This is a genomic window from Streptomyces rectiviolaceus, assembly GCF_039533825.1.
GTDB lineage: Bacteria > Actinomycetota > Actinomycetes > Streptomycetales > Streptomycetaceae > Streptomyces > Streptomyces rectiviolaceus.
This window is the reverse complement of the sequence record NZ_BAAAUG010000017.1, coordinates 31,979-48,985: the sequence shown is the minus strand read 5'-3', so window position 1 is coordinate 48,985 and position 17,007 is coordinate 31,979. Positions and strand designations below refer to the sequence as shown.

Here is a 17,007-nt window from a genome sequence, read left to right as displayed (position 1 = left end):
AGTGCCGCTCGTGCACAGCGAAATCTCACCAGAGAAGACCCAGCCGGACGCCGGACCCCAGCCCGAAGCCGAACCTCAGCCAGACGTCGGGCCCCAGCCGGACGCGAGCCCCGAGAGCATGCGCCGGGTAGCCGTGGCGTCGTTCATCGGGACGGCCATCGAGTTCTACGACTTCTACATCTACGGCACGGCGGCCGCGCTCGTCCTGAACGAGGCGTTCTTCCCGACCCTGGACCCGGTCAACGCCACCCTGGCCTCCTTCTCCACCTACGCGGTGGCGTTCGCGGCGCGGCCCATCGGCTCCGTGGTCTTCGGGCACTTCGGCGACCGGGTCGGGCGCAAGTCGGTGCTCGTGGCCTCGCTGCTGCTCATGGGGCTCTCGACGGCGCTCGTCGGACTCCTCCCCGGATACGGCACGTTGGGCATCTGGGCGCCGGTCCTGCTGATCCTGCTCCGCTTCCTGCAGGGCATCGGGCTCGGCGGTGAGTGGGGCGGGGCCGCGCTGCTCGCGGTGGAGCACGCTCCGAAGAAGAAGCGCGGGCTCTATGCCGCCTTCCCCCAACTCGGCCCGTCCGTCGGGTTCTTCGCGGCGACCGGCGTCTTCTGGCTGCTGTCCGCCGTCCTCTCCGACGACGCGTTCAGGTCCTGGGGCTGGCGGGTGCCGTTCCTGCTCTCCTTCCTGCTTGTCGGCGTCGGACTCTTCGTACGCCTGCGCATCAGCGAGACGCCCGTCTTCGCGAAGGTCATGGACGCGCAGGAGGCCAGCAAGGTCCCCACGCTCGACGTGCTGCGACGCTATCCGCGCGAACTGCTGCTCGGCGCGGGTGGGATGATCGTCGCGTACGGACTCTTCTACACGGCGACGACGTACTGCCTCGCCTACGCCACCGGCACCCTGGGCGTCTCCCGCGACACCATGCTGGGCCTCTCGCTGGTCGCCTGTCTCTTCCTCGCGGCCGGTACGTGGCTCGCCGCGACCCGCTCGGACGCCGCGGGACGCCGCAAGCTGATCCTCGCGGGCGCCGGGCTCGCGGTGGTGTGGGGCCTGGTGCTCTTCCCGCTCCTGGACACCGAGCAGCCGGTACTCATGGCGCTGGCGCTCGGCGGCGCGCTGTTCTGCATGGGTGTGGTGTACGGGCCGATGGGCGCGTATCTGCCGGAGCTGTTCGGGACGAACGTGCGCTATTCGGGCGCCTCGCTCGCCTACAACCTGGGCGGCGTGCTCGGTGGCGCGGTCTCCCCTCTGGTGGCTACGCGGCTGCAGTCCGCGTTCGGATCCTCGTCCGTGGGCTGGTACGTGAGCGCGATGGCGATCGTGTCCCTGGTGTGTGTTCTCGCGCTGCCGGAAACCCGCGAGCGGGAACTGACGTGAACTCAATAAAGGTAATACGGTGTGCGTTCGGAGTGAATTCTTCACACGTCTAGACCACATACTCCGACCATATCCGGAATGGCCAATTCACCTACTGAGCCACCATCGCTCATTGTCCTTCGCCAATGCGTCCCAGAGCAGGTTCAACGGGTGTCCGGAATCACAGGAATCGCGGTCGCCCCGCCGTGTGAAGACCCCCACGAGCACCTCGGTCCGCGGGCCGACATCGCCGACGACATCGAGCCGCCGCAGCCCTCCGGCCTCCGGGAGGCTGCCGCTCTCGGCGGCCTCGGCGATACCCCTGGTGACGAGCATCGCCCCGCTCACCACGCCCGAGCGAAGCAGCTCGAAGCCGTAGTGCGCGGCCTCTATCTCCGCGGCGATGGACAGCTGTTGGCGGTAGTCGGGGCCGTACCAGGAGGTCAGGAAGCGGCCGATGAGGCCGCCCGCCGACACCACGAGGGGCAGTTCGGGCAGTGCGCTCGCACCCACGGACGGTCCGGGGAGCCGGTCGCCGGTCAGGTTCGTGAGCAGCGAGAGCCCGCTGCGGCGCCACTCGATGACCTCGTACGGATCGAGTTCCGCCTCCTCGCCCTCGGTGACCACGACACTGCCGCAGACCAGGTCGAGTTCCTTGGACCGCAGCTTGGCGAAGAGGTCTCCGGTGCGGACATGGGTGACCTTCAGGTCGACGCCACGGCGTTCGTAGGCATCGCTCACGCGCTCCACCGCGTCCAGGAGAAACCCCAGCGTGTAGCGGGTCGAGCCGACGGACAGGGTGCGGCCGAGGCGGCGACGCGCGTCGTGCAGACCGTCCTTCCACTGGCCGAGCGTGCGCCGCGCCAGGTCGACTAGGGCCTCGCCGGTGGGGGTGAACAGGACGTCCTTGCCGCGCCCCCGCTTGAGGACGAGGGCTTCTCCGCACAGTGCGCCGAAGGTGCGGTTCATCGTGTCCAGTTGCTTCTGCACGCTGGACTGCTCACGCCCCAGTTGGCGGGCAGCGGCGAGCGCCGTGCCCGTCTCGTGCACCGAGAGCAGCGTACGCAATTGATCCATCGTGGTGTCCAGCAGCTCCGTGGGGTACTGCTGCGGACCGGATAAGGCCATGTTCGGCTACTCGCTCTCCGACTCCCTTTGCTTTTACGGCAATGGAGCATAGCCGCCGCGGAAACTGCCGCAGAAACTGATCCGGAGAACAGCGCAAATTATCTGGCGATTTCTTCCAGAAAAACCTGGATGCGTTCCCGGTACCCGTGGAATGGTCGAGCCAATCCCGATCGACCGACCATCTCCGCGTCGACCCGCCATCTCCGCGTCGACGCACCATCTCTGCAAGGAGACTTACGCTCGTGAGCCATTACCAGGCCGCACCCGCGCACGCGGGCCCTCATCCCACGGGCCCCACCCGCCGCGCGGCCAGGCGACCCGGCGCCCTCACCGCCCTGGTGTGGACATCGGTCCTCTCCGCGGTCGCCGCACTCGTCGGCGCGGTCCTCGTCTTCGCCGGCGGCGACGACATGGCCGAGGACAACATCAACGACGTCATCCAGGACCACCCGGACGTCGTCGGCCTCCCCTCGGGGACCTCGGCGGCGGACATCAAGGCGCTGTCCGGGCCCATCTGGGACGAGTTGATCAGCGACCGGGCGGGCACGCTCGCCGCTCGGGCCGGGTTCGCGGCGTTCACCGCGCTCTGCCTGCTGATATTCGCCCTCGCCGCCCGCAGGGGCGCCGCGGTCTGGGCCCGGGTGCTCATCACCGTCTCGGCCGTCGTCGCCCTGTTCCCGCACTTCCTGATCCTCGGGGACTACGAACCCGACTCGGTCTTCATCCTGAGCTTCGTCTCGCTCTTCACCGCCATCGCCGCGATCGTGCTGTGCTGGCTGCCGCCCGTGAACCGCTTCGCGCGGGAACGGAAGGCCGTCGGCTGACCGACGGCGACTCGACCGCGTTGGGGCAGGTGCCGCCGGGGGTGGGCGTCTGCCCCAACGCGTACTTCTGCCCGCCCCAACGCGTACTGCGGGACATCTGGTCAGTACACCGGGGCCGCAGGACGATGACCGCGTGGAGCCCTACTGGGAACTGACCTTCGACGCCGACGGGGATGTCGACACCACGCAGCGCGACCGCCTCCTCGCGGAGGTGGCCGGCGAGCGCGTCACCGATCTCCTCGTCCTCGCGCACGGCTGGAACAACGACCAAGACATGGCCACCGACCTCTACCGCCGGTTCTTCGCACCGTGCCAGGACCTCGCGGGCCCGCGGGTACGCCTGGGATACGTGGGCTTGCTCTGGCCCGCCATCCGCTTCCCCGACGAGCCGATCCCGGACTTCGAGCCCTCGGTCACGGTCACGGGGGCAGGCCCGGCACCGGGCGCGGGGCCCCTGCTCGACGAACCGACCCGGCTCCTCCTGGCGCGCACGTTCCCCGACCACGACGCCGAACTCCGGCGGATCGGCGCCCTGTTGGCGGAAGGCTCAGAGGTGCCGTCGCGCCTCTACGAGTACGGACGCCTCGTACGCAACCTCGTGGCCGTGCATCAGACCAGCGCCGCCCAGCGCTTCGCCAACGACATCTGGACGGGCGAGCCCGCCATGCTGACCGACGACGCGGTCGAGGTGTGCCAGGTGTTCGCCGCGGCGATGGAGGGCACCGGGCAGCAGGAACTCTTCGGCAGCCTGCGCAAGCGGCTCTGGAACGGCGCGCACGAACTCCTGCGCCAGGCCAGCTACTACGCCATGAAACGCCGGGCGGGCTCCGTGGGCCAGTTGGGCCTCGGCCCCGCGATCGGGCTGCTGGCCCGCGAGGCGCCGGACGTGCGGGTGCATCTGATCGGGCACAGCTTCGGCGCGCGGCTCGTGTCGTACGCGCTGCGCGGGATGCCCGCGCCGGTGCGCACCGTGAAGTCCACGACGCTGCTCCAAGGGGCCTTCTCGCACTACGCGTTCTCCAGGCGCCTGCCGCACGACCGCCTGCGCGGCGGCGCGCTGCACGGGATGCAGCGGCGGATCGACGGCCCCCTGGTGTCCTGCCACTCCCGCCACGACGACGCCCTCGGCAAGATCTACCCCCTGGCGTCGAAGATCGCCGGGGACTCCTCGACCTTCCTCGGCATCTGGGAGCGCTGGGGCGCCATCGGGTACGACGGCATCCGGGCGGTGGACGGCGCCAAGCGCGTCAAGCTGGGCCGTGCGATCCCCGCCGACGGGTGCGTGAGTGTGGACGCGTCGGCGGTGGTGCGGCGCGGCGGTCCGCCCTCCGGCGCACACAGCGACATCTGCCACGAGGAGCTGGCGCGTGTCGTGTTCGCCGCAGGGCGGATCGCTCTGGCGTGACTCCTTTGCTTCTTACGTGCTTCTAGCGGTGCTCACGTGTTTCTAGCGGTGCTTCGGGAACTCGACGACCTGCTGGTACGTGGGCCGGTTCTGCCACTGGATCGGCCCGTGCGTGATGCCGCCGAGCGCCCGGTGGATGATCGAGTCCGCGCACCACTGCTCGCCGGGCTTGCAGCTGTCGTCGCCGGGATAGACCTCGGTCGCGGGCTTGGCGACGGCCTGCGTCAGAGTGGCCAGGAGCACGTCACGGCAGGCGTCCAGCTTCCCCTCTCCGCAGTACGCCTCGCCCAGCTCGCCCTTCACCGGCTGCCCGAGCACCGCCCGCAGATCCTTGTCCGCATAGCCCCACCAGCCGTACTGGAAGGCCGATCCGGCGTGCGCCCCGGTCGGGCCGTGCCCGGCGGACGGTGACTCGTCGGTGCCGAGCTGCGCCGTGAGCGCGTCGTACAGCTCCTTGCCCATGCCCGGCTTGAACTCGGCCTCGATCAGCAGGGGCCACCAGGCGTCCATGACGCGTACGGCGTCGGGGTGGGCGTACGTCTTGGAGCCCGCCGCCGTCTGGTTGCGCTGCGCCCCGGCCTTGCGCCAGGCATCCAACTGCTGTACGGCCTTGGCCTGTTGGGGATCGGTGATCGGCTCGCTCCGCACCACCTTGAGCAGTTCGGGAAGCACCTGTTCGCCGCGCAGGTCGGTCACCGCCGCCTCGGACATGGCCCGGGTCAGCGAGGCCCGCGTGACGCCGCCCTCCTCGGTGAGCTTCTTCACCCGCCCGTCGAGCAGGTCACCGCGGTGCACGGCGCTGACGCCGAAGCCCGCCGTGCTGAAGTCCTTGGCCTGCTTGTTGTTCCAGGAGATGTAGTAGTCCTGGTTGACGGACTGCGGGTGTTCGTTCGGCGGCGTCTGTGCCGAGGTGTTGCTCTCCGGGTCGAAGTCCCGCCATTCGTAGTCCTGTTGGGCCTTGACCGGCAGGGCGGGGTCGATGTCCTTGGCGCGCTGCGGGTTGGCGCCGCTGTTGTAGTACGCGGTGTCGCGCGAGTCGGCGTAGAACCAGTTGAAGGCGTAGCTGATGTTCTGGGCGGCCTTCATGAAGGACGAGGCGTCCTTGACGTACGACGGGTCGTTGAGCATCTGGAAGCCGATGATCGAGTCGGCCTCGTGGCGGTAGGTGGAGCGCAGCGAGACGTACGCGACGGGCTTGCCCTCGACGCTCGCGCGGTGCGTCACTACGCCGTACTTCGTGCGGAACACCTGCATGCGGTAGGAGCCCGCGGCCGTGGAGTCGGCGAGGGTCGGCTTCCAGGCGTTCTTGCGCTCCAGCTTCTCCATGGGGGTGCAGGTGCCGTGGTGGAGGTAGTGGGTGGACTGCTTCGTGGGGGCGCCGCCACCCGGTTCGCAGAGCTCGACGGCGTACGTGTCCGTGATGTCCTGCCCGGCGGACGTGGCCGACCAGGCATAGTCCTGGCCGCGCCCCAGCTGGACGTACATGCCGACGCCCGCGAAGGAGACGCCGCGCGCGCTGATGCCGGGGCCCTGCAGCTCCTGCTGCATGAGGAGCTGAGGGGCGAAGTAGCCGGTCTGCGGGCCGAAGACGGCGACCGGGTTTCCGCTCGCCGTGTGCTTCCCGGAGACGAGGAGGGCGTTCGACATGCCCTTCTTGTGGCCGTCCTCCTTGAACAGGTCGGCGGGTAGCACCCCGTCGTCGTACATCCCCTGGAGCGGCTTGAGCTTCTTGGGCGCCTTCACCGGGTCCTTGACCGCCGCCTTGGCGCCGCCTTCCCGGTCGAAGACGAGCTGTTCACGCTCGACCGATCCCTCGTCCGGCATCGCGGTGCCGCGCGCGTCCTCGGGCTTGCCCGCGTACGGGAAGCTCGTGCCGTCGTGGATGGTCTGGACGGCCTCGGGGTCGTTGCGGGCGCGGAAGGACTCCCAGACCTTCGTGCCCTTCTCGACGCCGTACTTCTCCTGGGACTTGAGGAGGGAGAGGGCCGATTCGACCTCTCCGCCGCCGCCGTTGCCGAAGAGACCGCCGACGACGGACGCGAGCGCGATCATGTCGGTGACCTTGAAGGGCTCGATCTCGCCGATGTTGGTGATCGCGTCGATCTTGCCGGTCAGGACGTACTCCCCGGGGAAGTAGCGGCCGTTCTTCGACTTCACGCGGTAGGAGTTGAGGCCGTCGACATAGGCCTGGGCGTCCTCCATCGCCTGCTTGCCACGTTCGCCCTGCGTGGACTTGATGTACTCGACCTGCTTCTCCAGGTCCTTCTCCGTATACGGGGCCTGTGGCCAGAACTGCTGCTCAAGGCCCTGGTTGGCGGGCGCGCCGCCCGCGAACGAGGTCAGCTCGCCGCGGCCGATGTGCCGGAACAGGTCGATGAGCCAGAGCCGGTCCTGCCCGGCCGCGAAGCCCGCGCCGAACTCGGTGCCGTAGCGCGTGCTGCCCTTGATGTGCGGGATGCCGTACTTCTTGTCCCGGGTGATCGTCACGTCGTCGCGCGGCCTGGTGACGGAGGCGACCTGCCCGTCGCGGACGCCGAAGGAGGCGTCGTTGAAGAACTCCGTCAGCTTGTCGTCGGTGAGGGACGGATAGCCCGAGGAGAGTGCGTCGTACGGCCCCAACTGGTCGTTCGCGTGTGCTGGTTGGGTGCCGAATACCCGGTGGCTGAGTATCTCGGCGAGTGTCGCGTTGCCGTTCGCGCCGGGCGGCAGCACGTCCGCGCACTGCGCCCCGCAGTAGTCGGTGTCCTGCGGTGGCTCGTCGGCGGCGGCGCTCCCCGGCTGCGGCGCGAGGAGGCCCGCGGCGAGCGCGAGCGCCGCGGTGGCGGTGAGGGTTCTGAGCCGGACGATGCGTGGTCGCATGTGTGCTCCTCTGGGCTCCGCTTGTGCTCCTGTGGGAGGGAGTTGGAGCGGAGGTTACTGGCGGGTTGCCGAACCCGGAAGATGAGCATGCTTCGCCTTTTCAGAACCGCCACATAGCTCCAGCTCACCGCCCCCTTATGTCATCCATCGAAAATCGGATGGACGTCGAGGGAGCCGAATCGCGTGTCGATACGTCTACTCGGCAACGTCCGAGAACGTGCGACGGAGGTGCAGGGCGATGGCCGGATTCCGGAGTCTCGCGAGACAGGTGCGTGATCCGCTGAGCGATTTGGCACTGCGACGGTACTCACTGCGCAAGTGCCTGGAGAGGTTCGCCCCCTACGGCCACCGGGCGACCTGGGACCATCTGTGCTCCCGGGCGGGCTTCGGGCCCGAGGACCGGTCGCCCGACCCGGCGCGGCTCGTGGCCGCGCTCGATGAGCTGGAAGCGGCGCGGGCGGTCTGGCTCGCCTACGAGGAGGGCTTCGCGGAGCGCCGCCGCAAGGAGAAGCACGACGGGCTCCGCAGTCCGGGCAGCGTGGACGACTGGCACCGGTGCACCTGGGGAGGGTGCGGGGTCGCCTGGTGCGACGACCCCGGGGTCCACCCCTGTGAACCGCTCGCCGAGGTGCTGCGCCGGCTGATCGCGGCGCTGGAGCGGGAGCCGGGCGCGTACTGCCCGGTGTGCGCTCGGTCCGATCTCGTCTGGACGAACGGCCTGGCGCACGAGCCCTCTGCGGGTGCCGTCTGCGCGGGCTGCGGAATCGTGGTGCCGGACCCGGTGCTCACGCCCGCCGCGATGGCGCGGGCGCGGGCACGGCGGATACGGCCGCTGGTCTCGGCATGATGTCCGGTCATGCCGTCAGCTCCGGGCGTACGGCGGCTAGGGCGTCGCCACGTCTGTCTGGATGGCCAGCTTGAACTCGGCGAACATGAGCGGCGCGGCGATCTTCACGTCGCCCGGGCCGCGCGCCGATATCTTCAGTCCGACCGGTGTCCGCGGGTGGACGAACATCTCCCACATGTGCGTCCGGTACTGCCCGCCCCTGGTGGGCGCCCAGTCGGTGGTGGCCGTCGAGTCGTACCCGGTGGAGCCGCCGAGCGGATCGCGCACATAGCGCGCGCGGTACTCGGTGGGCCGGTCGTCCGGCTCCCAGAAGATCATCGCCGACAGGGTGCCCCAGCCGTCGTGGCTCGGCCAGATGAGCCCGGACCTGGCGTCAGGGAACTGCGACGGGCTGGTGCTCCCCTTGCCCGGGTCGTGCATGTGCCACGGGTCGTACGACTCCTCGGTGCCCGCGTACGGAAACCGCACGAGGTGGTAGCCGTCGCTGTCGTACCTGATCTTCTGCGGCCCCGAGTGCGCGGCGCTCCACAGCAACGAGCAGATGGCGATTCCCATCGGCCTTTCCCCCTGTGTGTTGTCGTCGGTAGGGTCCTGCGGTGATGCAGGTATGTGTGAACGGCGCCCGCGGCGCGGGCGATGGTGCGTTGATCCCGTTGTCGCCCGGGGCGATGGCCGAGTCTGTGATGGAAGCCGTCGCGGCCGGTGCTCGGGATGTCCATGTACACCCCAAGTCACCTTGTGGGCAAGACACTTTGGCGCCCCGTGCGGTTGCGGCCACAATGGAATCGGTCCGCTCCGTGACCACCGTTCCCGTTGGGGTCACCACGGGCGCCTGGGCCGAGCCGGACCCGGCGCAGCGGGTGGCGCACATCCGCGCGTGGACGGTGCTGCCCGACCACGCGTCGGTCAACTGGCACGAGCCGGGCGCGGAAGCGGTGGCCGAGGCGCTCCTGGACCGGGGCGTCGGCGTGGAGGCGGGGATCTGGTCAGGCACGGACGGCGCGGAACGCTTCACGGCGTCCGCGCTCGGCCCGCGCGTCCTGCGGGTCCTCGCGGAGGTGACGGACCCCGACCCCGCCACGGCACGCGACTCGGCCCGCGCTCTGCTCACCGTGGTCGGGCAGGCACACGGCCGCCCCGTCCTGCTGCACGGCGAGGAGGGCGGCACCTGGCCGGTACTGCGCCTCGCGGGGCGCCTGGGTCTGGCGACGCGCATCGGCTACGAGGACACGTTGGTCCTGCCGGACGGTGAGCGGGCCATGTCCAACGCCCAGTTGGTCTCGGTGGCCCTGTCCGTCCTGAGCACGCTGCCCCTCTAACCGGTGTACCCCGCTGCCGGGGGGGCGCCTCGCTCATCACACCCCGGCAGCGGCCCTACCGAACAGGCTCTCCCGCCCACCCGCCCGTTTACCCCGCATCCGACCCTGGACGAACGAGCCTTTCCCGCCCACCCGCCCGATTGCCCCGCGGTGCCAGGGGGCGCGTAAGGGAATAGGGGTGGGTGGGTCATCTGCGTCGTGGGGTGGGGGGGGAGGGGCGTTCAGGTCTGGGGTGGGTGGGGAGTGCGTAGGTGGTGTGGGGTGGGTGGGCAGCGCGTAGGTGGTGTGGGGTGGGTGGGCAGCGCGTAGGTGGTGTGGGGTGGGTGGGCAGCGCGTAGGTGGTGTGGGGTGGGTGGGGCGGTGCACGTCGGCCGGTTGCGATGTTCCGCCAGCCACAGAAGCAGGTCTACGACTCATCCGCAGTCGGCATCGAGACGCGAGGGGACGTGGCGGTATGTCCGCCCGGAGCACGGTTCGCGGCGCTCCGGGGCCGAAGTAGCCCCGCGGCCACCGGACGATAGCGAGGACGGACATACCGGCGCGGCACCGTACCCACAGGCGGACCGCGCCGCCGCACGCACGCGCCTGCAGTCGGCAGTGCTCGTGAGGGGACGTGGCGGTATGTCTGCCCGGAGCACGGTTCCTGGCGCTCCGGGGCCGAAGCAGCCCCGCGGCCACCGGACGATAGCGAGGACGGACATACCGGCGCGGCACCGCACCCACAGACGGACCACCACCGCCCAGCCTCAGCACCCCCTGTCGTCAACCACCCGCACCCCATCAGCGATCCCCACCACCAGCACCCGCGTCCCCTCCTCCAACGGCCGCCACCGGTGCGGCAGTTCTGCCGCGCAGTACAGCGTGTCCCCTCGATCCAGGCGGTACACGGAACCGTCCGCCTCCACCTCGGCCGAGCCGTCGACCACGTACAGGAGCTCGTCGTTGCGGTGGCGGTACTCGCGGCCCCAGTCGTGGTCACCCGTGAACTCCAGGGCGTGCAGCCGCTGATGCCCGCGGACCAGCGGACGCATCCGGGCCTCCTGCCCACCCTCGCCGCCCGACCCGCCCCGCACCACATCCACCGGCCGCGGCGGTTCCGCCGAGGCCAGGAGCTGGACGGCCGTCGTGTCCAGGGCGTCGGCGATGCGCTGCAGGGACCCCATGCTGGGCCGGGAGCGGCCGTTCTCCACCTGGCTGAGGAAGGGCGCAGAGACCCCCGCCCGCGCCGCCACATCGGCCAGCGTCAGATCGAGGGCGCGGCGAAGCCTGCGGATCCCGGGACCGATCTGCGGGGTGCCCGCATCACTCGACTCACTCGTACCCATATCGCGAATGCTATCCCCTGGGTTAACGTCTTCCGCACCGCTTAAGAAACTTAAGCAGACGACGAGAGGACGCCCCCATGACACCCCTGCCCCCCGTAGACCAGAATCAGCGCCGCCGCCGCGGCACCGGCCTGATGGCCCTGGACGAGGACGCCAGTTACGGCGGCTACACCCTCTTCGCACCGCTCACCGGCACCGGCGAGGTCTACCTCATCGACGCCCACGGCGAGATCGCCCACCAGTGGAACCTCCCGCACCGCCCGGGACGCCACGCGCGGATCCTCCCGAACGGGAACCTCGCCTACAACGGCGTACTGCCCGACGAGCCCGCGCTCTTCCCCATGTGGCACAAGTACCGCGGCGGAATCATGCAGGAGATCGCCCCGGACGGCACGGTCCTGCGCGAGCACCGCGACCGCTTCCAGCACCACGACGCGCACCACTACGGCGACGGACGGCTTCTCTACACCGCGCTCGAACCCCTGACCGGCGCGAAGGCCGCGGCCGTCCGCGGCGGCGTACCCGGATCCGAGGCCGACGGCGGCACCATCTGGGCGGACACCATCGTCGAGGTGGACGCCAGGGGGAACACCACCTGGGAGTGGAAGGTCTCCGAACACCTCGGCCGCGCGGACTTCCCGCTCCACCCGGACTACGCCCGCGAGCACTACCCGCTGATCAACAGCGTCTTGCCGACGAGCGACGGCAACATCCTCGCCAGCTTCCGCTCGGTCTCCGCCGTCGTCGTCATATCCCGCGAGACGGGCGACATCATCTGGCGCTCCGAGCCCGGCGTCGTCTCCCAGCAGCACTGCCCCACCGAGCTGCCGAACGGCAACTTCCTCGTCTTCGACAACGGCGTCTTCCGGCCGCACTGGGACGTGCCGTTCAGCCGGGTCGTCGAGATCGAGCGGGCGAGCGGCAAGGTCGTCTGGGAGTACCACGACCCGGCCCGCGAGTCGTTCTTCGCGCCCTTCATGGGCAGCGCCCAGCGCCTTCCGAACGGCAACACCCTGGTCACCGACTCCCCCGCGGGCCGACTCTTCGAGGTCACCGCGGACGGCTATCTGTGCTGGGAGTACGTCGTCCCGTTCTTCGGCGGCTACGAGGAGGAGGAAGTCCGCAAGCTCTTCCCCTCCGAACCCAACGCCGTCTTCCGCGCCTACCGCTACGCCGCGTCCGAACTGCCCTGGCTCACCCCGGCTTCCGTACCAGCGAAGGGCTGAGCCCGTGGTGGCCGCCGTCGACGAGCGCCTGCCCCTGCCGCGCCTCGCGCCGCTCGCCCTCCAGCATCTGCTCGCCGGGATCGCGGCACCGGTCTCCTCGGTGATCCTGATCGGCACGACGCTGCGCCTGACCGCCGGTCAGACGGCCTCGCTGCTCAGCGCCACACTGGTGCTGTGCGGCATCGGGGCGCTGTTCCAGTCACTCGGGGTGCGGGCGCTGCGCGTCGGCGCCCGGCTGCCGTTCCTGATGTTGCCGGGCGGGGCCGCGGTGGCGATCTTCCTGCAGATCGGGAAGGAGTACGGGGCCGCGACGGCGTCCGGCTCCGTGCTCATCGCCGCCGCGTTCCTCATCTGCGTACTGCCTTTCTACGGACGGGTCGTGCGGCTTTTCCCACCCCTGGTGATGGGAACGACGGTCGTCCTGATCGGCATCAACATGATCAAGGTGACCGCGCCGATGGTGGCGTCGGGTCCCAGCCCCGGCTTCGCGACGCTCGGGGTCATCGCGGTCCTCTTCCTCGTCCTGCGGGGCGTATGGCGGCAGATGGCCGTGCTCTTCGGTCTCGCGGGCGGCACCGCCATCGCGCTCCTGCTCGGCACGGACATCCATCTCGCGTCCGGGGCCGCGCTCGCCCTGCCGGACCCCTTCCCCTACGGCGCCCCGCACTTCGACCTGCTCGCCGCGATCCCCCTGCTCGTCTTCGCGCTCGCCTCGCTCGCCGAGGCCACCGGCCAGACGGTGCTCAACAGCGAGGCGGTCGGCCGCACCCCGGACGCGGGCCGTGACGTGCCGCGCATCGCCCGCGCCGACGCCCTCGTCTCGCTGGGCGCCGGCGTCTTCGGTACGTCGCTGATGGTGACCAGCGCGGAGAACATCGGCATCGTCCAACTCACGCGCGTACGCAGCCGGTTCGTCACGGCGGGCGCGGGCGTGCTGCTCGTCGTCTGCGGCCTGCTGACGCCGCTGACCCGGCTGCTCGCCGCCATCCCCGAGCCGGTGGTCGGCGCCGCAGGCCTGGTGATCTACGCGGTGATCGCCGTCCTCGGCTTCAGCATGCTCTCCCGGGTCGACCTCACGCACGGCACCGACAGCGTGGTGGTCGCCCTCGCCCTGGTCGCGGGGCTGCTGCCGGTGATGACCCCCGGCCTGTACGCGCCGCTGCCGCCCTGGGCGCACACGATCCTCGGCAGCGGAGTGGCAGCGGGGGCGCTCGCCGCGGTGATCCTGAGCGTGGCCTTCCGCCACCTGGGCCCGCGCGAACGGCCCGAGGCCACGGCGTCCGAGGTCACGGCACCCGAGGTCACGACGCGCGACGTCACGACGCCCGAGGCCGGCGCTCCACCAACAGACGGGAGCCGGTGAGGCGTTCGCCGAAGACGTCGTCCGGGTTGGAGAGCACACACGTCTCCAGGGACAGACAGCCGCAGCCGATGCAGTCCGTGAGGTGATCGCGCAGACGGCCCAACTGATTGATGCGCTCGTCCAGTTCCGAGCGCCAGGCCTCCGAAAGGCGAGCCCAGTCCTCGCGGGTGGGGGTGCGCTCCTCGGGGAGCGAGTCGAGCGCTTCGCGGATCGTGGCGAGCGGGATGCCGACGCGCTGGGCGGCGCGGACGAAGGCGACGCGGCGCAGCGCGTCACGGTGGTAGCGGCGCTGGTTGCCCGACGTACGGCGGCTGGTGATCAGGCCCTTGGACTCGTAGAAGTGCAGGGCGGACACGGCCGCGCCGCTGCGCGCCGAGAGCTGGCCGACCGTGAGCTCATGGATCTTCTCTGGGATCTGGGGCACCCCTCACACTCTAATGGCTGGCCCGTCAACCCTGATGACTGGTCCGTTGACACACGTCGACGCACACCGCATGCTGAGCAAGCGCTTAGTTCGATTACTTTGAGGAGGCCAGGGACATGGCAGAGCCGAGGATCTTCGCGTCGGCCGACGACCTGCGTGCCGGAGTCGGCGAGCAACTCGGGCACAGCGAATGGCTGGAGGTCGACCAGAAGCGGATCGACCTGTTCGCCGACGCCACGGGCGACCACCAGTGGATCCACGTGGACGCGGAGAAGGCGGCGCAGGGCCCCTTCAAGACGACCATCGCGCACGGCTATCTGACCCTGTCGCTGCTGCCGAGCCTGGTGCCGCAGGTCATGCGGGTCGAGGGCATGAAGATGGGCGTCAACTACGGCACCAACAAGGTCCGCTTCCCCTCGCCGGTCCCCTCGGGGTCCCGGGTACGGGCGACCGCCGTACTCAAGGAGGTCGAGCAGACCAAGGACGGCGGCGTCCAGGTGACCGCCGTGGTCACCGTCGAGCGCGAGGGCGGCGAGAAGCCCGCGTGCGTCGCGGAGTCGGTGTCCCGCTACTACTTCTGAGGCGCGGGCACTTCTGAGGCGCGGGCACTCCTGGGGCGCGGGCCTCAGGAAGCCTGCGGCCGGGCCCCCACCATCCGCAGCACGAGGTCGGCGTAGAGCGCGCCGACCTCGTCGGGCGTCCGGGTGCCCGCGACGTTGAACCAGCGGGCCACGTCGATGCAGAGCGAGAGCACGGCGAGCGTGGTGCCCGGCACGTCGGGGACGTCGAACTCCCCGTTCCGCACCCCGTCGTTGATCATGTCCCGCACGGCGGCGTCCGACTGGCGGCGCAGCGCGACGATCTCCGTGCGGTGCTCATCGCCGAGCGCGTCAAGCTCGTACTGGACCACGCGTGCGGTGGTGTGGTGATCGGCGTGCCAGCGGACGAAGGAGCGTACGGCGTCGGCGAGGCGCTCCGCCGCGCTGCCCGGACCGTCGGCCGCGGTGCGCAGGACCCGCAGGGCCTTGTCGTGGCCGATCCTGCTGATGCGGTGGAGCAGCTCTTCCTTGGTCTTGTAGTGGATGTAGAGCGCCGCCGGGCTCATGCCGGCGCGGCCTGCGATGTCCCGGGTCGTCGTCGCGTGGTACCCACGCTCGGCGAAGGCCTCGACGGCGGCGACAAGCAGCCGCCGTGCCGCATCAGGCGTGACCTCGCCCCATGGCAGGTCATCGCCCTCGGTCTGCTCCGCCGTGCTCATCGCCCACTCCTTCCGCCGGTCGGGAGGGACACCATACCCCTGACGGTGAGCAAGCGCTTAGGACGCCGGTCAGGCCACCGGCTTGAACGGGTCGTGTTCGGCGAGAATCTTCTCCAGACGGGCCTGGTCCACGCGGCTGACGAGCTGGTCCGCCTCCTGCCGGTCCCTGATCACCTTGGCGAGGGTGAACGCCGAGGTCGTCAGGTACAGGACGGAGATGGCGAGGAAGGCGCGGATCCAGCCGCTGACGTCGAGGCTGTAGACGCCGATCGCCACGGCGGCGATCGCCACGGCGAACGACGCGATGGCCTGACCGTAGTAGGCGGTGGTGCTCTGCTGCTTGACCGGTGCCGGTGTCTCACTCATGGTCAGAGCTTCGCCCGCGAGGGGCGGCGCCACATCCGCTCCCGTACTCAGCTCACGTACTCAGCCCGCACTCGGGGACCACGCGCTCAGAACGCCGAGACCCCGGTCAGCGCCCGCCCGATGACCAGCTTCTGGATCTGGCTCGTGCCTTCGTAGAGCGTCATCACGCGTGCGTCGCGCAGCAGTTTGCCCGCCGGGTACTCGTCGATGTAGCCGTAGCCGCCGAAGACCTGCAGCGCGTTGTTGGCGGCGCGCACCGCGGCCTCCGATGCGAACAGCTTGGCCTTGGAGGACTCCGTGGTGAAGGGCTGCCCTCGGTCGATGAGGTCGGCGACCCGCCAGGTCAGCAGGCGCGCGGCGTCCACGTCCACCGCGATGTCGCTGATCAGCTCCTGCACCAGCTGGTGCCCCGCGATGGCCTTGCCGAACTGCTCGCGCTCGGTCGCGTACGTCACCGCCGCGTCGAGGGCGGCCTGGGCGATGCCCACACACCCGGCGGCGACCGACATCCGCCCCTTGGCGAGCGCCGACATGGCGACCGAGAAGCCCTTGCCCTCGGGCGCCATCATGGCCGACGCCGGGACACGGACGTCCTCGAGGACCAGCTCGGCGGTGGCCTGGCCGCGCAGGCCGAGCTTGCCGTGAATGGTGCGGCGGCTCAGGCCGGGGGTGTCGGTGGGCACGAGGAAGGCGGAGACGCCCTTGTGTCCGGGGGCGTCGTTCGTCCGCGCGAAGAGCAGCACGACATCGGCCCAGGTGCCGTTCGTGATGAACATCTTGGAGCCGTTGACGACGTAGGAATCACCCTCGCGCACGGCCTTCGTCGAGAGGTTCCCCGCGTCGGATCCGGTGCCCGGCTCGGTGAGCCCGAAGCAGCCGACAAGCTCCCCCGAGGTGAGCCCCGGCAGCCACTGCCGCTTCTGCTCCTCGCTCCCCCAGTACGCGATGGTCTTGGCGACAAGGCCAAGCGAGACCGACACGATGCCGCGCACGGACGAGTCGCCGCGCCCCAGCTCCTCGGTCACCAGGCAGTAGGCGAGGTGGTCGCCGCCCGAGCCGCCGTACTCCTCATCGATGGTGAGCCCGAGGAAGCCGACCTCGCCGAGCTTCTTCACGATCGACCGGTCCACGCTCTCGGCGCGGTCCCACTCGATGACGTGCGGGGCGATCTCGCGGGCCACGAAGTCCTTGGCCAGCTGCCGGACGGCGGTCTGCTCCTCGCTGAGCTCCAGATTCATCGCGGGCACCTCTTCGGGTCGACTCTTGGATCTTTGGACCAGATTTAAATTAGCACTGCTAGTTTCTTACGGCA

At 69.9% G+C, this 17,007-nt stretch carries 16 protein-coding genes; 8 read left to right on the top strand and 8 right to left on the bottom strand.

Annotated features, from left to right (window positions below; translation table 11 throughout):
* The first annotated feature begins 118 nt into the window (after nt 1–118).
* Nucleotides 119–1,372 (top strand): MFS transporter, encoded by a 1,254-nt coding sequence (locus ABD378_RS03880; RefSeq protein WP_344518954.1) that lies wholly within the window; start codon nt 119–121, stop codon nt 1,370–1,372.
* An 87-nt stretch (nt 1,373–1,459) separates the two neighbouring features.
* Here ABD378_RS03880 and ABD378_RS03875 read toward each other — a convergent pair whose 3' ends face one another.
* The gene (locus ABD378_RS03875) at nt 1,460–2,479 is read right to left on the bottom strand and encodes a LysR family transcriptional regulator (protein WP_344518915.1); all 1,020 of its coding nucleotides are present in this window, start codon (nt 2,477–2,479) and stop codon (nt 1,460–1,462) included.
* Between the two features lie 242 nt (nt 2,480–2,721).
* Between ABD378_RS03875 and ABD378_RS03870 the strand changes: the two genes are divergently transcribed.
* Complete coding sequence (locus ABD378_RS03870; RefSeq protein WP_344518914.1) at nt 2,722–3,303, top strand: hypothetical protein; 582 nt, start codon at nt 2,722–2,724, stop codon at nt 3,301–3,303.
* A 133-nt stretch (nt 3,304–3,436) separates the two neighbouring features.
* A complete protein-coding gene (locus ABD378_RS03865; RefSeq protein WP_344518913.1) occupies nt 3,437–4,708 on the top strand; it encodes a serine-threonine protein kinase in 1,272 nt (423 codons plus the stop codon).
* A 42-nt stretch (nt 4,709–4,750) separates the two neighbouring features.
* Here ABD378_RS03865 and ABD378_RS03860 read toward each other — a convergent pair whose 3' ends face one another.
* Complete coding sequence (locus ABD378_RS03860; protein WP_344518912.1) at nt 4,751–7,567, bottom strand: penicillin acylase family protein; 2,817 nt, start codon at nt 7,565–7,567, stop codon at nt 4,751–4,753.
* A gap of 238 nt (nt 7,568–7,805) precedes the next feature.
* Here ABD378_RS03860 and ABD378_RS03855 point away from each other — a divergent pair, with 238 nt between their 5' ends.
* A complete protein-coding gene (locus ABD378_RS03855) occupies nt 7,806–8,414 on the top strand; it encodes a hypothetical protein (RefSeq protein ID WP_344518911.1) in 609 nt (202 codons plus the stop codon).
* A gap of 36 nt (nt 8,415–8,450) precedes the next feature.
* Here ABD378_RS03855 and ABD378_RS03850 read toward each other — a convergent pair whose 3' ends face one another.
* Complete coding sequence (locus tag ABD378_RS03850; RefSeq protein WP_344518910.1) at nt 8,451–8,969, bottom strand: hypothetical protein; 519 nt, start codon at nt 8,967–8,969, stop codon at nt 8,451–8,453.
* Between the two features lie 41 nt (nt 8,970–9,010).
* Here ABD378_RS03850 and ABD378_RS03845 point away from each other — a divergent pair, with 41 nt between their 5' ends.
* On the top strand, nt 9,011–9,733 hold the full coding sequence (locus tag ABD378_RS03845) for a 3-keto-5-aminohexanoate cleavage protein (RefSeq protein ID WP_344518909.1): 723 nt from the start codon (nt 9,011–9,013) through the stop codon (nt 9,731–9,733).
* Nucleotides 9,734–10,479: 746 nt separating this feature from the next.
* Here the strand turns inward: ABD378_RS03845 and ABD378_RS03840 are convergent.
* Nucleotides 10,480–11,058, bottom strand: a complete 579-nt coding sequence (locus tag ABD378_RS03840; protein WP_344518907.1) for a helix-turn-helix domain-containing protein — start codon at nt 11,056–11,058, stop codon at nt 10,480–10,482.
* 77 nt (nt 11,059–11,135) lie between these two features.
* Between ABD378_RS03840 and ABD378_RS03835 the strand changes: the two genes are divergently transcribed.
* Nucleotides 11,136–12,284, top strand: coding sequence for an aryl-sulfate sulfotransferase (locus ABD378_RS03835; RefSeq protein WP_344518906.1), 1,149 nt, complete (start codon nt 11,136–11,138; stop codon nt 12,282–12,284).
* Nucleotides 12,285–12,288: 4 nt separating this feature from the next.
* Entirely contained in the window at nt 12,289–13,647 is a 1,359-nt protein-coding gene (locus ABD378_RS03830; protein ID WP_344518905.1) for a uracil-xanthine permease family protein, read from the top strand.
* Here ABD378_RS03830 and soxR read toward each other — a convergent pair.
* Nucleotides 13,601–14,071: a redox-sensitive transcriptional activator SoxR gene (gene soxR / locus ABD378_RS03825; protein WP_344518904.1), complete on the bottom strand. Its 471-nt coding sequence runs from the start codon at nt 14,069–14,071 to the stop codon at nt 13,601–13,603. The genes ABD378_RS03830 and soxR overlap by 47 nt on opposite strands.
* 116 nt (nt 14,072–14,187) lie before the next feature.
* On the opposite strand from soxR, the gene ABD378_RS03820 reads away from it, so the two are divergent.
* On the top strand, nt 14,188–14,652 hold the full coding sequence (locus ABD378_RS03820; RefSeq protein ID WP_344518902.1) for a MaoC family dehydratase: 465 nt from the start codon (nt 14,188–14,190) through the stop codon (nt 14,650–14,652).
* Nucleotides 14,653–14,696: 44 nt separating this feature from the next.
* Here the strand turns inward: ABD378_RS03820 and ABD378_RS03815 are convergent, their stop codons facing one another.
* The 3 genes from ABD378_RS03815 to ABD378_RS03805 form a co-directional block, all read right to left on the bottom strand.
* Nucleotides 14,697–15,329, bottom strand: a complete 633-nt coding sequence (locus ABD378_RS03815) for a TetR/AcrR family transcriptional regulator (RefSeq protein WP_344518900.1) — start codon at nt 15,327–15,329, stop codon at nt 14,697–14,699.
* Between the two features lie 69 nt (nt 15,330–15,398).
* Nucleotides 15,399–15,695, bottom strand: a complete 297-nt coding sequence (locus ABD378_RS03810) for a YiaA/YiaB family inner membrane protein (RefSeq protein ID WP_344518899.1) — start codon at nt 15,693–15,695, stop codon at nt 15,399–15,401.
* An 86-nt stretch (nt 15,696–15,781) separates the two neighbouring features.
* On the bottom strand, nt 15,782–16,933 hold the full coding sequence (locus ABD378_RS03805) for an acyl-CoA dehydrogenase family protein (protein WP_344518898.1): 1,152 nt from the start codon (nt 16,931–16,933) through the stop codon (nt 15,782–15,784).
* Nucleotides 16,934–17,007 lie beyond the last annotated feature (74 nt).